Here is a 17040-nt window from a genome sequence, read left to right as displayed (position 1 = left end):
GAATTATCCTTCAGGCAATAAACGTTCTTTGTCCCAAAGCGACTCAATGGTTTCACGCTCACGAATCAAATGTGCGTTTTCACCATCCACCATCACTTCAGCGGCACGACCGCGACTGTTATAATTAGAACTCATGACAAAACCATAAGCGCCAGCACCCAATACAGCCAGTACGTCATTTTCTTTGAGTGCAAGCACACGCTCTTTCCCTAAGAAATCACCTGTTTCACAAATCGCACCAACCACATCCCACTCTTTTTCCTCGACATCTGAACGCGGTGTAACGGGCTGAATATCCATCCATGCTTCATACAGTGCAGGACGAATCAAGTCGTTCATGGCTGCATCAATAATCGCAAAGTTACGGTGAATGGTCGGTTTGAGTAAATCTACTTTGGTCAGGAGTACCCCTGCATTTGCCGAAATACTGCGTCCTGGTTCCATATACACTTTCAAGCCCAATTTTTCTAAAGCGGGCTTCATTGCATTGGCATATTCAAAAACGGTAGGCGGCACTTCATCTTTATAGGTCACGCCTAAACCACCACCAATATCGATGTGTTTCAGCTGAATACCCATGGTTTTAAGCTGATCGATCATCACAATCACGCGATCTAGCGCATCCACAAAAGGCTGTGTTTCAGTCAGCTGTGAACCAATATGGCAGTCAATCCCAATAATGTCTAAATTCGGCAGCGTTGCAGCATATTGATAGGTTTCAAAAACTGTATCTGACGGAATCCCAAATTTATTTTCTTTCAGCCCTGTTGAAATGTAAGGATGCGTTTTCGCATCTACATCTGGATTGACACGCAATGAAATGGGTGCTTTTTTGCCGAGCTTCGCTGCAACTTTTTGAATACGATCTAGCTCGGCATGAGACTCTACATTGAAGCATGCAATACCCACTTCTAATGCTTTTTGAACATCAACCTCAGTTTTACCTAAACCAGAAAAGACAATTTTAGAAGCATCGCCACCCGCCTTTAGTACACGAGCCAGTTCTCCACCGGTCACAATATCAAAACCTGCACCGAGCTTCGCAAGGACATTCAATACCGCAATGTTTGAGTTTGACTTAACCGCAAAGCAAATTTGATGATCGATAAAGTCAAAAGCACGATCCATCTCTGTAAAGTGTTTTTCAAAAGTCGCTTTTGAATAAACATACAGTGGTGTACCAAATTGCTGCGCAAGCTGTTGCAGCGAGCATTGCTCAGCGTGCAAAACCCCATGATTGCGGGTAAAACTCATGAATGTATCCTTTCTATGAAGCGTTTAAGGTATTAAGGCTGATTGGTTTCAACTGAAGGTGCAGCAAACTCTTGCTTCACGGGCGCTGTATCTTCCTTTTGTGCAGACGGCTTAGATGCTGCGTCTTTATAAAGCAAATATTTCGCTCGCTTGTCATAGTTTGGATCATTTGGCATATGTAATGTACCAGATTGACCACAACCGACGAATGCAGTACTCATCACCAAGACACTGATGCAGCAAATGACAGAACGCATCTGATCACCTATTTGATATTTTGAAGAAGTATAACCTGATCAACATACATGACCAAACCACTAAGCGCTAAAGATTATAGTGAGTTAAAAAAAAACGCCAGTTAAAGACTGGCGTTTTTTTTAAATGGCATCGATTATTTATGTTTCGGTTTGTAGAAACCAAAATAACCAATAATCAAAATGATGAACCAAATTGGACTCACCATTAAAGCTTTCATGGTATCGGCTTCTAGTGATAACACATAGATCACACCAATAAAGAAAACAATCACAAACCAACAAGTAAATAGACCACCTGGTAGTTTAAAGGTCGATTTTGCATGTAACTCTGGACGTGTTTTGTAATACACAATGTAGCTCCAGATAATCATGATCCAGACGCAGATAAACAAAATCGTCGACAGTGTGGTTGCCAAAGTAAAGGCTTCAACGGTATTCGGTACAAAGTACTGCAGTGCAGCACCTAACAGTAAACAAATTGCTGAAAAGTACAATGCATTTGCAGGAACAGCACGCTTATTTAAATGCCCAAATGCTTTTGGCCCTTGATCTTCACGAGACAAACCAAACAACATACGCGACGTTGAAAACACGCCACTGTTCATTGATGACATCACAGAAGACAATACCACCAAGTTCATGATGATTGCTGCTGCTGCAATACCCGCTTGACTAAACAAGTTCACAAAAGGCGAAACCGCCGGATCAATCACGTTCCATGGAGTCACAGACATTACAATCACCAAAGACAGCACATAGAAAACAATGATACGAATTGGAATCGAGTTCACTGCTTTAGGCAAATTCTTTTCTGGGTCTTTGGTTTCAGCAGCCGTAGTACCGACCAGCTCTACACCCACAAAGGCAAAGATCGCAATTTGGAAACCAGCAAGGAAGCCGGTCACGCCTGTTGGGAACATTCCGCCATGTGACCAAAGATGACTAAATGATGCAATTTCACCCGTCGTTGAAGTGAAACCCGTAAAGATCATCCACAGACCAACGACGATCAACACCACAATGGCAATAATCTTAATCAGTGCAAACCAGAACTCTAGCTCACCAAACAGTTTCACCGTGACCAAGTTCAAGCCCATGATGAACACAATGGCCGCAACACTGATCATCACCCCTTCCCCAGGTGTGAACGGCATCCCTCCATTAAAAAACTGAAGGTAATAAATAATGGCTGATAAGTCCGCGATACCAATCGTGATCCAACATAACCAATAGGTCCAACCAACGAAATAGCCCGCCCACGGTCCGATCAAATCGGTAGAGAAATCGATAAACGATTTGTACTTCAAGTTAGAAAGCAGTAATTCGCCAAGCGCGCGCATGACCAAAAACACCATAAAACCAATAATCATGTAAATGATTAAAATCGATGGCCCAGCGAGACTAATCGTCTTCCCCGACCCCATAAATAAACCTGTACCAATCGCACCGCCAATCGCAATGAGTTGTAAATGGCGGTTGGATAAACTCCGTTTTAAATCACCCTGTTCAGAGGTCGATTCTGTATTTTCTAAACTCATTCTTGATGTCATCTTTTATTTCCAGTCGCCAAAATTACCCGAAAAGAACAAAAAAATAAAAATAAAATTGTATTAATCTATATTTTCAACATCTTTTGAAAAGTTAATTAATTTTTCTTATATTTAATACGACAAAGGACACGTAAAAGTTCCTGTTGAAAAAATCAGCAAAACACTTGTCAAAAATAAATTTCCGTGTAACAAATACAACAAGACTAAAAATCAATAAAAAATCGTGCAGGAAGCATGACTGTGGCATATCAATTGCTTAATAAAACTCAAAATTTTTCTAGAAATTTAAAGTTTTAAAATATAGAGGACTAAAAGAAAAATGAATACACAAAGTTTACAAACTTTTATGGAAACTATCAGTGGTTTGGTCTGGGGACCCTATATGTTGGTCCTCATTGTCGGAACAGGGATATTCCTCACATTACGCTTGTTCTTCTGGCAAATCCGCATGTTGCCTCTGGCCTTTAAACAAGTCTTTGGCAAACATGACCAAGCACATTCTCATACAGGAGATATCTCGCACTTTGCATCCCTCATGACGGCACTCTCTGCCACCATTGGTACGGGTAATATCGCCGGTGTTGCAACCGCTTGTGTCCTTGGTGGCCCAGGTGCGGTATTTTGGATGTGGATGACAGCCCTGTTCGGTATGGCAACCAAATATGGTGAAGGTGTACTGGCAGTTAAATACCGAATCAAAAATGAAAAAGGTGAAATGTCTGGCGGTCCAATGTACTACATTGAACGCGGCCTAAAATGGAAATGGTTAGCACTGATTTTTGCACTATTTGGCACCTTAGCGTCTTTTGGGATTGGCAGTTCAGTGCAATCCAACACAGTTGCTCTCGCTGTTGAAAACAGTACGGGAGTTGCAACATGGATCACAGGTATCGTCATTACTGTATTCTCTGCTTTAGTTATTTTAGGCGGGATTAAATCTATTTCTAAAGCAGCTTCTTTCATCGTTCCGATTATGGCAATTGGATATGTCCTCGGTGGCCTCATTATTATCTTCAACCATCTTGAACTCGTCATGCCTGCACTTGAACTGATCTTCCGTGATGCCTTTACGGGTGAAGCTGTAGCAGGTGGTGCAATCGGTGCCGTCATTCGTTACGGTGTTGCTCGTGGCGTCTTCTCAAATGAAGCAGGGATGGGTTCAGCACCCATTGCTGCCGCTGCTGCAAAAACCGACCACCCTGCACGTCAAGGCTTAGTCTCAATGACAGGTACGTTTATCGATACCATTATCGTCTGTAGTATTACAGGGATCGTTTTGGTTATGGGCTTTATTATGGCGGGCAATAGTTTTGGTGGCGAAACAGGCGCGGTATTAACCACTCATACTTTTAACCAATTACTGCCGGGTGTCGGAGGCTGGATCGTGACTTTTGGTATTGTTTTCTTCGCTTACTCCACCATTTTAGGTTGGTGCTATTACGGCGAAAAATGCTGTACTTATTTACTCGGTGAAAAGTATGTTCTGTTGTACCGTCTCATTTACATCGCATCAGTCTTTATTGGTTGCGTGGCATCTCTTGATTTAGTCTGGCTATTTGCCGATACCTTTAATGGTTTAATGGCGGTTCCAAACTTAATTGCCTTGTTATTGCTGTCGACGGTGATTGTGAAAGAGTCACGTGATTTTGTCGAAAAGCGTAAATCAGGTGAGTTGTACTAAGGTTATTTTCAAAGCAAATTTTTAAAATCTTCAATCGTTAAGCCACCTTCGGGTGGCTTTTTGATTCAGAGCATTCATTTCAAATCCAATCCTCTGTATGCTGTTGAACCATCGAATACTCCAAATAGTGCATCAAATAAAGTATGGCAAAAGCAAAAAGTGTTTACCGCTGTGAACAATGTGGCGCTGACCATTCAAAATGGGCGGGTCAATGTTCTGAATGTGGAGAATGGAATAGTCTAGTTGAAGTCAATATTGCACCTGCAGTCACACATCGTGCGCAGCCCAAAATGGGTGGCGGCTATGCAGGTCAAGCTGCTGCTATTAGCACCTTAAATCAAATTTCTGTTTCACATGAGACTCGCTTGGCTACAGGAATTGGTGAGTTTGATCGTGTGCTTGGCGGTGGTCTCGTCACGGGCTCTGTGGTACTGATTGGTGGCGATCCGGGCATTGGAAAATCGACCATTTTATTGCAAACGGCAACGCATATGGCCGCGGCCAACAGTGCGGCATTGTATGTCACAGGTGAAGAATCACTCTCTCAAGTGGCCTTGCGTGCAAATCGCCTTGATCTGCCTACAGATAAACTCAAAGTCATGGCAGAAACCTGTGTTGAGCGGATATGTGAAATGCTTGCTCACGAGCGCCCCGCCGTGGCAATTTTAGATTCTATTCAAACCCTATATACTGAAACACTCCAGTCAGCGCCAGGCGGTGTTTCTCAAATTCGCGAGTCCGCAGCTTTACTGACACGTTTTGCTAAAAATAGTGGTACAGCCTTGTTCATTGTCGGACACGTCACCAAAGAAGGTGCACTGGCTGGCCCGCGTGTGCTTGAACATATGGTGGACTGTGTTCTGTACTTTGAAGGTCAGTCCGACTCACGTTATCGGATGATTCGTGCCGTTAAAAATCGTTTTGGTGCAGTCAATGAACTCGGGGTTTTTGGCATGACTGATAAAGGATTAAGAGAAGTGGCGAATCCTTCAGCCATTTTCCTAAGTCGTTATGATGAAGCCATTGCAGGCTCAATCGTGATGATCAGTCGTGAAGGCACACGTCCTCTGTTGGTTGAGGTTCAAGCTTTGGTGGATGATGCACATGGTCAACCGCGCCGAGTCGCCTTAGGTTTGGAACAAAACCGTTTAAATATGCTCTTGGCGGTGATGCATCGCCATGGTGGCGTGCAAACATCTGGACAAGATGTCTATGTCAACGTTGTCGGTGGTTTAAAAATCACGGAAACAGGTTCTGACTTGGCCGTCCTATTGGCCTGTGCCTCTAGCCTGCGAGGTAAAGCCCTGCCACAACAATTGGCTGTTTTTGGTGAAGTAGGACTCTCTGGGGAAATTCGCCCAGTCCCCAATGGGCAGGAACGCTTAAAAGAAGCCATTAAACATGGCTTTAAGTACATTATTCTACCGCGAGGCAACGCACCGCAAAAAGACATTGCGGGAGTGAAGGTAATCACCGTGGCGCGCTTACATGAGGCACTCACTGAAGCCATGAGCTTAAGTGACGAACTCAACTAAGCTAAATTCCATTCATTTGGATTTATCATAAAATAAACACGTTTTTTATTGAAATTTAGGATAAAAGACTGCATAAAGGTAGAGTTAAAATTTATTTTTATAGAGTAGGAAAATTTGATGGAAGTTCGACAGCGTGGTTTGATTGCTGGTTTTTTAACAGCGGCTCTTTTAGTTGCACCCTTAGCCGCAGAAGCTAAACGTGCAGGTGGTGGTAAAAGCCACGGCATGAGCCGTCAGGCCGCACCAACTCAGTCTTATCAACAACCTCGTCAAGCAACTCCAGCTCAACAACCTACCGCGCCCGCTACAGCTCCAGCTAAATCTGGTCCAGGCGTCGGTGGTATGGTTGCGGCCGGTGTAGCGGGTGCTGCAATTGGTGCTGTAGCTGCAAATGCATTGGCAGATGATAACTCTGCTTCTCAAGCGCAAGCACAGGAAGAAAAAGGTGGTATTCCGAGCTGGATTTGGATTCTTCTTGCCGCTGCTGTTGCCTTCTTCATTTTCCGTAAAATGGGCGCAAAAAAAAAAGTAGCACCTAATCCATACGCGCCAAACAATGGTTCAACTCAAGCACCGTTTGGCCAACAAGCTGCACCACGTACATCAAATGACAACAGTAACATTTTTGGTCAGTCTGTAGGTGGTTCAGCTGCTACACCACAAAACAATGCACCTTTTGGCGCTGCCTATACCAATAGTGGTAGTCAGCTGCCAGACGGTACAGAACCTGCGGCTTTCTTACGTATTGCTCGTCAACGTTTCAATCATATTCAGTCGATGAACACGGCAAGTAACATTTCTGAAATTCAGCGTTACTTAACACCTGATCTTTACCAGTCTATGTATCAAGACATTATGGCGAACCAAGATCAAGATGTAGCTGAGTTTTCAAACCTTAATGCAATGGTTGCGGACTCTGCGACAGAAAATGGTCAATACGTGGTTAGCGTACGTTTTACTGGTACAGTAAGTGAAGACCTCAACAGCTTACCGCAACCTTTTGCTGAAGTTTGGCACTTTGTAAAACCAGCGGGTTCTACCCAAGACTGGCTCGTTGCGGGTATCCAGCAAGAAGCTTAATCTCTAAAGATAAAAAACAGCGACTTCGGTCGCTGTTTTTTATTGCGCAGATTCAACAATTAAATTAGGGATAAATCGCTATACAACTTCTCAATACAAAATAGCATCCACAAAAACTGAACAGATATTTCAATAAATCTCCTACCTAATAAATTATAGTATTCATATTCAGAATTCTATTTTGCGCTTAGGCTATAGCCATATCACAAATAGTTTCGCATTTTGAACACTCTGTAAATAATGTTACTGAGAAAGAAAATATGAAAAATTTAACCATGCTTTGCATTTCACTATTTATCAGTTCCCATAGTCTCCCCTGCGAGCCAGCCTCCTTAAATTGGGAACAGTTTCATAAGACCTATGATCTAAATAAAAATAAAACCTTCGAGTTAAAAGAATTCTTAAGCGTTAAAGATTTTGACCCTCTTCCTTGGCCCGATGATAAACGCTTCCAAGCTAAAGATAAAAATTTTAAATTATTTAAATATCTGGATAAAAATAAGGATGGCAAACTGGCAGATGGAGAGCTTGGAGAAATTCATAGCTTACTCCCTAATCCTTGTGCAAATTGGCCCTCACGATAATTTCTGAATCATAAAATTCTAAGCAATAAAAAACCCTGAATAATCAGGGTTTAATATTTTTAAATAATGATTAACGTTCTGGTAATGGAATAAATTGAGAGTCCTGATTTTGCTCTTTTCTTTCCCCAACAACCACAGCAACATCTAAAGGTTTGCCATCACGCTCAAGTGAAATCTGAATAGTGCTATTTGGCGGTTGTAAAGCCACAAAATTAATCAAATGTGAGGTTGAAGTAATCACTTCATCATTCACTTTCACAATCTTGTCGCCTTTCTTTAAACCAGCTTTTGCAGCAGGTCCCGTTTTTAACACATCCGCGACAACCACACCAGGCCCTTTAGGCTCTAGAATATTGACTTGTTCAACAGGCAATAAGCTGATACCCAGCCAACCACGTACCACACGACCATCTTTAAGAATAGAGTTCAGTACTTGTTGGCAAATTCTTGCAGGAATGGCAAAACCAATACCTAAAGACCCACCTGACTGAGAGAAAATGGCCGTATTCACTCCAATCAAATTCCCCGCGACATCAATCAAAGCACCGCCAGAATTGCCGGGATTAATTGCAGCATCGGTTTGAATAAAGTCTTCATAAGTGTTAATACCTAGATCAGAGCGTCCTGTAGCAGAGACGATACCTTGCGTAACGGTTTGACCTACACCAAATGGGTTACCAATGGCCAAGACTACATCACCCACTTCGTTGCCACTGAGCTTAAAGGGTAAAACAGGCAGATTCGCCAACTCAACTTTAATCACAGCCAAATCGGTATCGGGGTCTGTACCAATCACTTTTGCCACTGCACGACGGCCATCTTGTAACGCCACAACAATTTGATCGGCTTGAGCAATCACATGGTTATTTGTCAAAATATAACCATCAGGACGAACAATCACACCTGAACCCAAACTGTTTTCATTTTTATTTTGGCTAAACTGATCTGGAATTTGATTGCCAAAAAATTCACGGAACGCAGGATCATTGAGTAATGGATGGTCAAGTTGTTTGACTTTTTGCGTGGTAAAAATATTCACTACTGCTGGCGCAGCCACTTTCACAGCGGCACTATAAGAAACCACGCCACCGGTACGCGTGGTGTTAATTAAAGGCTCAACCTTTTCAGCAGGCATCTTAATCCCATCTGACGCCACAGGCGCTTTTGGCTTTTGATACTGCTGCCAAGCAAAAAATCCAGCAATGACTAAAATGAGTAATACCCAAGGTAACCAGGAAAAGGTCCTGCGCACGATTTCACCCTCTAAAATGTTTTAATTCATTGATGACTAAGTAATTTATGCCTATTGTAAAGCGAAATTCAAGCCGAAGCACAAAAATAAGCAAGAGTTTTGTCATGCTTTAGTTAAAATAAACAATAGATTCCGATGTAATCAATTAAAAAGAGTTTTTAAGTCGATATGGCAAAATTACAAGACATTATTCAGTGGTGTGATCAAACCCTCAAATCACCTGAGTTTAAGGACTATGCACCGAATGGCCTTCAAATTGAAGGTAAAACCGAAGTGCGTAAAATTTTAGCTGCTGTGACTGCATCGCAAGATGCCATAGATGCCGCGATCCGAGAAAATGCGGATCTTTTACTGGTGCATCATGGTTATTTTTGGAAAGGTGAAGCCTATCCCATCACAGGTATGCGAGGTAAACGGATCAAGAGTCTGATTCAACATGACATTTCTTTGTTGGCATATCACCTCCCCCTCGACAGCCATCCGAGTCTTGGAAATAATGTAGCGATTGCAGATTTGCTCAGATTGGAACGTATTGAGGCACTTGATCCATCTGAGCGTCATCCTATTGGCAATATTGGTTATTTAAACCAGCCAATGCCTGTGGAAGAGTTTAAAAAGTTTGTATCTGAAAAATTAAAATTCGATGCCATCCATCTTCCTGCGGATAAGAACATGATTGAAAAAGTCGGTTTTTGTACTGGTGGTGCACAAGATTTTATTGTAAAAGCCGCTGAACAAGGCTGTGATGCCTATATTTCAGGCGAAGTCAGTGAACGTACCTTCTATGAAGCCAAAGAGTTAGGCATACATTATTTTGCTTGCGGACATCATGCGACTGAACGCTACGGCGTGCAGCGATTAGGTCAAGCCATTTCAGAACAATTTGATATTGAATATGTTTATTTCGAGTTAAATAACCCGATCTAAGCAATCACTGGGATGAGACTTTTTTCATCCCAGTCCTTTCAATGCGCTTACATCGCATGGTATCCGACATCACTCTCATTTCAGCAAATGAATAATTTCTAAAATATTATTTCTAGCCTTTCATCTTTTTAAATCAAAACATAGCATCAGTTCAAAAACGCTTTGCATTTGATCTTTGTTATACCTGTTGAACGTTCCCCCCAATACGAACAATATAAATTGCTACGCTGCACCCCAATATTGCAAATAATAAATATATTGATTCTCATTAACTTTTAATTAGATAATAAAACTGCTTTGAAAAATCCCAATAAAACAAAATTTGATGATTAAAGGAATCAAACACATGGCTTATTTTTTACCCGCTCTTCCATATGCCTATGATGCACTCGAACCCAACATTGATGCGAAAACAATGGAAATTCACCACAGTAAACACCATCAAGCCTATATCAATAACATTAATGGCGCGATTGTAGGCACAGAATGGGAGAAACTGTCTGCGGAAGATTTGGTTGCCAAAGTCAATGATGTCCCTACTGATCTTAAAAATATGGTGATCAATAATGCAGGTGGTCATGCCAACCACTCACTGTTTTGGACAGTCATGAGTCCACAAGGTGGTGGGCAACCAACTGGAGCTGTGGCAAAAGCTATTGATGAGCAACTCGGTGGTTTTGATGCTTTTAAAAAGGCATTTACCAAAGCAGCGATTAGCCGTTTTGGCAGTGGTTGGGCATGGCTAAGCGTGACACCTGAACACCAGCTGATTGTTGAAAGCAGTGCAAATCAGGATTCCCCTCTTATGCACGGTCATACCCCTATTCTCGGTTTAGATGTATGGGAACATGCGTATTATCTAAAATATCAAAACCGCCGTCCTGAATATATCAATGCCTTTTATAATGTAGTCGATTGGGATGAAGTAAATCGCCGTTACCATGCAGCGTTGCAGAATAAAAATTAATCTCACGCCTCAATCTATCTAGAGCTTGGAGTCTTTTAAAATGAATATATTCTGTACGAAAGACTCTAACGATATCTTGTGTATTGTATATGTGTCCTTACGAAGTTTTTTGCATATTTTGTGTATTAAAAGACTGCCCTATTGTCTATAGAATCATTTACAATAAATGCACTTAAAGTAAAACCCAGCAAATCTGCAAGGAATGAAACATGACAACCATTACTTTACCTGCACTTCCATATGGCTACGAAGATCTTGTTCCACACATCAGCAAAGAAACTTTAGAATTCCACCACGACAAACACCACAATACTTATGTTGTTAACCTAAACAACCTAATCAAGGGTACTGACCTTGAAGGTAAAACTTTAGAAGAAATCATCACAGCTTCTGCTGGTGATGCATCTAAAGCAGGTATCTTCAATAACGCAGCACAAGTTTGGAACCACACATTCTACTGGAACTGTATGGCTAAAAACGGTGGTGGTAAAGCAACAGGTGCTTTAGCTGCTAAAATTGATGAAGCATTCGGTTCTTACGAAAAATTCGCTGAAGAATTTGCTGCTGCTGCTACAACTCAATTTGGTTCAGGTTGGGCTTGGTTAGTTGCTGATGAAGTAAATGGCAACCTTTCTATCCTTAAAACTTCAAATGCAGACACTCCACTTGCACACGGTAAAGTTGCAGTGTTAACCATTGACGTTTGGGAACATGCTTACTACATCGACTTCCGTAATGCACGTCCTGTTTACATCAAAACTTTCCTTGAAAGTCTTGTAAACTGGGATTATGCAAACGCGAAATATGCAGGCCAAGCTGCTGGCGTTGAAAAATAAGATTCGTCTTGTTTAAAAAACCGCTCTTTTTGAGCGGTTTTTTTGTTTTTGCTACCTAAACGCATATTTATAAAGCAAACAATTCATTTCTCAATATTTTTTGCTTGACCCATTTTCCTTTCCTCCCTAAAATGCGCATCAGATTCTCCAATAGCTCAGTCGGTAGAGCGACGGACTGTTAATCCGCAGGTCCCTGGTTCGAGCCCAGGTTGGAGAGCCACTATTCTTCCATAGCTCAGTCGGTAGAGCGACGGACTGTTAATCCGCAGGTCCCTGGTTCGAGCCCAGGTGGAAGAGCCAAGATTCTAAAAAGCCCAAGCATCGTGACTTGGGCTTTTTTTATCACTCATTGTTTTGATACACACCCTATACCCTTCTGGTATACAGCTATGACATATCAAATTGTTTATAAAAAAAACATTTAATCTAAAATTCGACTTTTTTTAGAATTGTAACTTGACCGATGTGTAATTTTCTCTATACTGCATTTCAGATTCTCCAATAGCTCAGTCGGTAGAGCGACGGACTGTTAATCCGCAGGTCCCTGGTTCGAGCCCAGGTTGGAGAGCCAAATTTTAAAAAGCCCAAGCATTATGACTTGGGTTTTTTTCTATCTATAAAAACGACATTCACCCATAAGTAAAACCAATCTCTCAAAATCACTCCAAAGCAGCTTTCCATACAGGCCCTTCTCAGCTTGAATACCCATAATATCTTCATAGAAAATCAAAGATAGCTGAATCGAATCACATCAATAAAAGCTAAACCGTTTATTTTTAAATCATTTAAAGCAGATTATATAAAAATATCAGGCCAAAGACTTGACCCTTTGAGCTTTGCCACATAGAATGCGTGCAGATTCTCCAATAGCTCAGTCGGTAGAGCGACGGACTGTTAATCCGCAGGTCCCTGGTTCGAGCCCAGGTTGGAGAGCCAAAATTCTAAAAACCCACTCCATTCGAGTGGGTTTTTTCTTTGCGCTAGAAAATATTGTGTTCGATCTGAGTCAAATCATCTTTTTTATCATCGGCTGCTTCTCTACTATTACGTTAGTGATGATGGTCTACCCTGACCTATTTCGCCGTAAACAAAAGTTTTATGCAAAACACGTCATTACGCCATTTGAATGTAAAATGTTTATTCGCTTAAAAGAAGCATTTCCACGCCATCATGTTCTAGCTCAAGTTTCATTTAGTTCGCTGATTACCAGTGATCACTATAAAATACGGGCCAAATTTAACCGTAAAGTCACCGACTTCGTTTTATTAGATGAACAGTTAGCGGTTGTGGTGATTATTGAACTCGATGATCCTTCCCATATCGGTAAGGAACAAGAAGATGCAGAACGTGATGCGATGCTCAATGAAGCAGGTTACATTGTTCTGCGTTTTACTGAAATTCCAAGCATTCGCCAACTGCACAAACACATTGGGATTACGCCTGCAATCCGTGCTTGAACTATTTTGAGACTGCGCTGCTCGCTTCCTGCAGTGTTAATTGCTTTTCGGCAGCCAACTTTGCTTGAATACGCTGCTGTTGTTCTTCTTTAATACGCTGATATTCCGCTTGGTTTTTTGCATCGCTTTTTACCGCTAAAAAAGCAATCCCTAAAATAAGCAATGGAATCACAATACCAAGACTCGCTAAAAACATCACTTTTGGCGTTAGTTTTTGAGTTGATTTCGTCATAGCCAACCTATTTCCAATATCTAGATTTTGATGGGCCAATACTATAACAAAAAAAGAGCCTCAATCATGAGGCTCTATCTTCAGTTTAAATGGTTAATTTTATGTCGGTGCTTTACCTGTACAGTTTTCATTGGTGCTGGCATCTTTTTGTGCATCAGTTAACACAATACCCGTACCCGCAGACATATAGGTCTGAATAAAATCTACAGCCTCCTTATTTTGACATACGATTGCTTGGGTATGCGTCGCATTAGGTACAATAGTTAATTTATAACCATCAGCATATGCATTTTGCGGGAAGTATGCAGTCGCTTTTGCTTTCATATTTGCATATAACGCTTGCGTTACTACAGGTAGTACCGCTTGATCTTTCTCTCCCTGAATAATAAATACAGGGGTCTTAATAACTTTCGCAGCAGTGGCATTGGTTGCTGGTTGATTATCCGACAAAAATTTCTGAACCACTGGATCTGTTTTAATTTTATTTAAATCAACACCATACTGTGAAGTCCAGTGTGTTGGATCTGACAAGAACTCTACAACACCCGCTTTAAATTGTTCTTGTAAGCCATTTGCACTATTCGGTGCTGGATAACCTAAACATGCACCATCATCGCCTGTACGTCCATAAGCAATTTCCGCAATTTCAGCAGCACCCGCTGTAAAGATATTCTTTAAATCATAATCAGGCTGATACGCTTTAATTCCCGAGCTTGTGAGTGCCGCATAAGCCAAGAGTTCAGCATAACCATCTGCTATTTGATCAATCAGTGCTTGGCCTTGCTCTGGCGGAATCAGCCCCCCTGCAACGGCACCACGGACTTGTTGCAATTGCTCATCTAATCGATTGAGTCCTTTAGACTGATTATTCGCATCAAGATTCATCTGCGGATCAAGATAAATTTGAATAATTTGTCCTAAACTTGACGCAGGTGCACCAGCCACAGCTCCTTTATAAGTCGTATCTGTATTAGCAAACTCTGCTGTACCCAATGATGCATGTCCACCTTGTGATTGGCCAATCGACATCCATGCTCCATTTAACTGGGTACCATAATGCTCTTTTGCGGCCTTGACGGCTGCAATGGCAGAATTAGCTTGACTCGACAAATTCAAATAAGGATGTACACCTGATGTACCTAGACCTTCATAATCTGGAGCAACAATGACATAGCCTGCAGCCAATAATGTATTCGCTAAAATTTTAAAGCGTGGATGAATCACATTTTTACTTGGTGCACAATCATCTCCACCTCCGACCGTTCCATGCTCCCATACCACAACACGATAACCATCTTTAGGTCGAGCTACCTGTGGAAATAAAACCATTGCCGTTGCGGTTGCTGTCTTCCCCTGCACATTCGTCATGTTATAAGTCATGACTTTAATCGATGAGCTATTCTCGACTGTATCTAAAGAATAATTTCCTTCCGACAGATAAGTGGGTTGTTGGTTTGAAGCGGGCGAATCATCATCGTCATTACAAGCAGTTAAAAACAGCATTGAAACGGCAACTGTAAGGGCTAATGCTATTTTCGAGCGTTTCATAAAATATCCTTTTATTCGTTGTTTTTTTAAGCATGAAACTACATGCCGTTTTATTAAGACATAAAAAAAGCGCCCTGTATAGGACGCTTTTCAACCAAATAATCACTTTAAATAATTAATTCTAAAAAGATTCCAGTAAAAATAATGAATCCCACCCAACGATTGTGACGGAATGCCCAAAAACAACGCTGTGGATCTCTGTCTTTGGTTTTTGACCATTGATAAATAAAATCAGCCACAACTACCAGCAATGCGATTAAACCCAATGGCATCAATAAATTTTCAAGGTAAAGTGCCGCACCGATCAAAACCACGCTCATCGCCTGTAAAAATGAAATAATTTGAATATCAAAACGACCAAACAAAATGGCTGTCGACTTCACCCCAATTTTTAAATCATATTCACGGTCGGTAATCGCATATTGAGTATCGTACGCCACTGTCCAAGCCAGATTGCCAAAATAAAGCAACCAACAGGTTACATCTAATGGTTTGCCCATAGCCGTAAAGGACATCGGAATTCCCCACGAAAAGGCCATGCCCAAAACAACCTGAGGCAAATGGGTATAGCGTTTCATGAAAGGATATATAAATGCGAGAAAAAGCCCACCTAAAGCACAATAGAATGTTTCAATCGGTAGAAATAACAACATACAAGCACTGGCAAAGACTAAAGCTAGAAACACATAAATGGCTTCTTTAGCCGTGATAATCCCTGTTGCTAAAGGCCGCATTTTCGTGCGCTCTACATGCGCATCGACTTTACGATCAGCAAAATCATTAATTGCACACCCAGCCGCACGCATAAATACCGTGCCAAGTACCATCGGAATCAGAATGCTAATTGGCGGGATGCCCTCTGCTGCAATCCATAGTGCCCACATGGTAGGCCAGAACACCAATTCTGTGCCAACAGGCTTATCAAAACGACATAAATAATAATAGGCTTCTAAACGTTCACGCCAAGTAATTTGATGCGCAGTTGTCATGATTGTCCTTCAGATGCTGAATTCTGCTTTTGCAAAAATTGCTCAAAACTCGCTAAAAACGTTTCTTGAACAATAAACTTGCAGCCGTGCCAAGTATAACAGCTCTGTCTTGTCCAGCCATCATCCAACCAAATAACACGGCGTTCACATGCCGGATTGGTACGCTGAAATAAAAACCAACCAATCGGTTTTTTTCCAATATGTTTAAATAGTCGAGCACGACCTCGTAAACTTAAAATCGGGAAAATGCTTTTGGCTTTAACCCAAGGCTCTGCATCACTGCCATATAAAAAACTTTCTCGTACCCATGACGTATGCTGAAACGGCATGCCCATCCATTTTGCATCGATAAACTGAAGACGCTGAAAATGCTCTTTGGTTGGTTGAACCCTAAACGCTCCATCAGCCAAATCCGTCAGTTGCTGAGTAAGTGAACCTGAAGCATATAACCATGTTTTCAGTTCAGCTGGAATCTGCTGCATAAGCCTACCTGTACCATTGATTTACTGTGCGCTTAAACGCTTTTTGAGTTATGAAGAATGTATTTGATTGTAAGATCAATCTTTAGCAATTATCTGTTTTTGCAATGGTTTCAAATTTACCTTGCGGAGTTTTCACCAAAATAAAACCTTCAGCACTCAAATAAAAACTTTGAGGATAATCACAATCCAGTGCCAACTCTGGGCTTTTCAATGCAACAAATTCTGCCTGCTTGTAACCTTCAGGGGTGCGACCAACTTCAATATAAGTCACCATCGAAAAATTTAGCTTAAATCCTTTGTCTTGATCTTTAGGGTCAATCCAAGGATAAAAACTGGTGTGCTTCTTACGCTGTGCCATTGCTCTCATCAATTTTTTTCAAGTTAAACAGATGATACAAAAAAACCCGCG

17 protein-coding genes and 4 tRNA genes are annotated in these 17040 nt (G+C 41.4%); 12 read left to right on the top strand and 9 right to left on the bottom strand.

The window, feature by feature from the left end; genetic code table 11:
- Positions 1-3: 3 nt before the first annotated feature.
- The 3 genes from lysA to ACG9ZB_RS01775 form a co-directional block, all read right to left on the bottom strand.
- Positions 4-1254: a diaminopimelate decarboxylase gene (lysA, locus tag ACG9ZB_RS01785; protein ID WP_148825687.1), complete on the bottom strand. Its 1251-nt coding sequence runs from the start codon at positions 1252-1254 to the stop codon at positions 4-6.
- 32 nt (positions 1255-1286) lie between these two features.
- The gene (locus ACG9ZB_RS01780) at positions 1287-1511 is read right to left on the bottom strand and encodes a hypothetical protein (protein WP_004982578.1); all 225 of its coding nucleotides are present in this window, start codon (positions 1509-1511) and stop codon (positions 1287-1289) included.
- A 134-nt stretch (positions 1512-1645) separates the two neighbouring features.
- Positions 1646-3049 carry an amino acid permease gene (locus ACG9ZB_RS01775; protein WP_419323687.1) on the bottom strand — a complete coding sequence of 468 codons (1404 nt, stop codon included), beginning with the start codon at positions 3047-3049 and terminating at the stop codon, positions 1646-1648.
- Positions 3050-3380: 331 nt separating this feature from the next.
- Between ACG9ZB_RS01775 and ACG9ZB_RS01770 the strand changes: the two genes are divergently transcribed.
- The 4 genes from ACG9ZB_RS01770 to ACG9ZB_RS01755 all read left to right on the top strand — a co-directional run bounded on the left by ACG9ZB_RS01770 (position 3381) and on the right by ACG9ZB_RS01755 (position 7941).
- The gene (locus tag ACG9ZB_RS01770; RefSeq protein WP_183172985.1) at positions 3381-4742 is read left to right on the top strand and encodes an alanine/glycine:cation symporter family protein; all 1362 of its coding nucleotides are present in this window, start codon (positions 3381-3383) and stop codon (positions 4740-4742) included.
- A gap of 143 nt (positions 4743-4885) precedes the next feature.
- The gene (radA, locus tag ACG9ZB_RS01765) at positions 4886-6277 is read left to right on the top strand and encodes a DNA repair protein RadA (RefSeq protein ID WP_419323685.1); all 1392 of its coding nucleotides are present in this window, start codon (positions 4886-4888) and stop codon (positions 6275-6277) included.
- A 117-nt stretch (positions 6278-6394) separates the two neighbouring features.
- On the top strand, positions 6395-7357 hold the full coding sequence (locus ACG9ZB_RS01760) for a Tim44 domain-containing protein (protein WP_004695769.1): 963 nt from the start codon (positions 6395-6397) through the stop codon (positions 7355-7357).
- A 260-nt stretch (positions 7358-7617) separates the two neighbouring features.
- The gene (locus ACG9ZB_RS01755; RefSeq protein WP_419323683.1) at positions 7618-7941 is read left to right on the top strand and encodes an EF-hand domain-containing protein; all 324 of its coding nucleotides are present in this window, start codon (positions 7618-7620) and stop codon (positions 7939-7941) included.
- 70 nt (positions 7942-8011) lie between these two features.
- On the opposite strand, the gene ACG9ZB_RS01750 is transcribed toward ACG9ZB_RS01755, so the two are convergent.
- Entirely contained in the window at positions 8012-9193 is a 1182-nt protein-coding gene (locus tag ACG9ZB_RS01750) for a S1C family serine protease (protein WP_419323681.1), read from the bottom strand.
- 168 nt (positions 9194-9361) lie between these two features.
- On the opposite strand from ACG9ZB_RS01750, the gene ACG9ZB_RS01745 reads away from it, so the two are divergent.
- From ACG9ZB_RS01745 to ACG9ZB_RS01710, 8 genes are all read left to right on the top strand, one after another.
- Positions 9362-10120: a Nif3-like dinuclear metal center hexameric protein gene (locus ACG9ZB_RS01745; RefSeq protein ID WP_419323679.1), complete on the top strand. Its 759-nt coding sequence runs from the start codon at positions 9362-9364 to the stop codon at positions 10118-10120.
- Between the two features lie 346 nt (positions 10121-10466).
- Entirely contained in the window at positions 10467-11087 is a 621-nt protein-coding gene (locus tag ACG9ZB_RS01740; protein WP_419323677.1) for a superoxide dismutase, read from the top strand.
- 209 nt (positions 11088-11296) lie between these two features.
- Positions 11297-11923, top strand: a complete 627-nt coding sequence (locus tag ACG9ZB_RS01735; protein ID WP_419323675.1) for a superoxide dismutase — start codon at positions 11297-11299, stop codon at positions 11921-11923.
- A 144-nt stretch (positions 11924-12067) separates the two neighbouring features.
- Positions 12068-12143, top strand: a tRNA-Asn gene (locus tag ACG9ZB_RS01730).
- 4 nt (positions 12144-12147) lie between these two features.
- A tRNA-Asn gene (locus ACG9ZB_RS01725) sits at positions 12148-12223 on the top strand.
- Between the two features lie 195 nt (positions 12224-12418).
- Positions 12419-12494: transfer RNA gene (locus tag ACG9ZB_RS01720), tRNA-Asn, on the top strand.
- 289 nt (positions 12495-12783) lie between these two features.
- Positions 12784-12859 (top strand) — tRNA-Asn (locus tag ACG9ZB_RS01715).
- A gap of 56 nt (positions 12860-12915) precedes the next feature.
- Positions 12916-13380 carry a DUF2726 domain-containing protein gene (locus ACG9ZB_RS01710; RefSeq protein ID WP_419323673.1) on the top strand — a complete coding sequence of 155 codons (465 nt, stop codon included), beginning with the start codon at positions 12916-12918 and terminating at the stop codon, positions 13378-13380.
- Between the two features lies 1 nt (position 13381).
- Here ACG9ZB_RS01710 and ACG9ZB_RS01705 read toward each other — a convergent pair whose 3' ends face one another.
- From ACG9ZB_RS01705 to ACG9ZB_RS01685, 5 genes are all read right to left on the bottom strand, one after another.
- Complete coding sequence (locus ACG9ZB_RS01705) at positions 13382-13612, bottom strand: hypothetical protein (RefSeq protein WP_259233060.1); 231 nt, start codon at positions 13610-13612, stop codon at positions 13382-13384.
- A gap of 99 nt (positions 13613-13711) precedes the next feature.
- Entirely contained in the window at positions 13712-15160 is a 1449-nt protein-coding gene (locus ACG9ZB_RS01700; RefSeq protein WP_419323670.1) for an alpha/beta hydrolase family protein, read from the bottom strand.
- Positions 15161-15267: 107 nt separating this feature from the next.
- The gene (gene ubiA, locus ACG9ZB_RS01695) at positions 15268-16149 is read right to left on the bottom strand and encodes a 4-hydroxybenzoate octaprenyltransferase (protein WP_419323668.1); all 882 of its coding nucleotides are present in this window, start codon (positions 16147-16149) and stop codon (positions 15268-15270) included.
- Entirely contained in the window at positions 16146-16631 is a 486-nt protein-coding gene (locus tag ACG9ZB_RS01690; RefSeq protein ID WP_419323666.1) for a chorismate--pyruvate lyase family protein, read from the bottom strand. The genes ubiA and ACG9ZB_RS01690 overlap by 4 nt, the downstream gene beginning before the upstream one ends.
- Positions 16632-16713: 82 nt before the next feature.
- Positions 16714-16989, bottom strand: coding sequence for a hypothetical protein (locus ACG9ZB_RS01685; protein ID WP_419323664.1), 276 nt, complete (start codon positions 16987-16989; stop codon positions 16714-16716).
- Positions 16990-17040 lie beyond the last annotated feature (51 nt).

The organism is Acinetobacter johnsonii, assembly GCF_048551975.1.
Classification (GTDB): domain Bacteria; phylum Pseudomonadota; class Gammaproteobacteria; order Pseudomonadales; family Moraxellaceae; genus Acinetobacter; species Acinetobacter johnsonii_A.
Note: the sequence above shows the minus strand (reverse complement) of the source record. Positions and strands in the feature narration are given on the sequence as shown.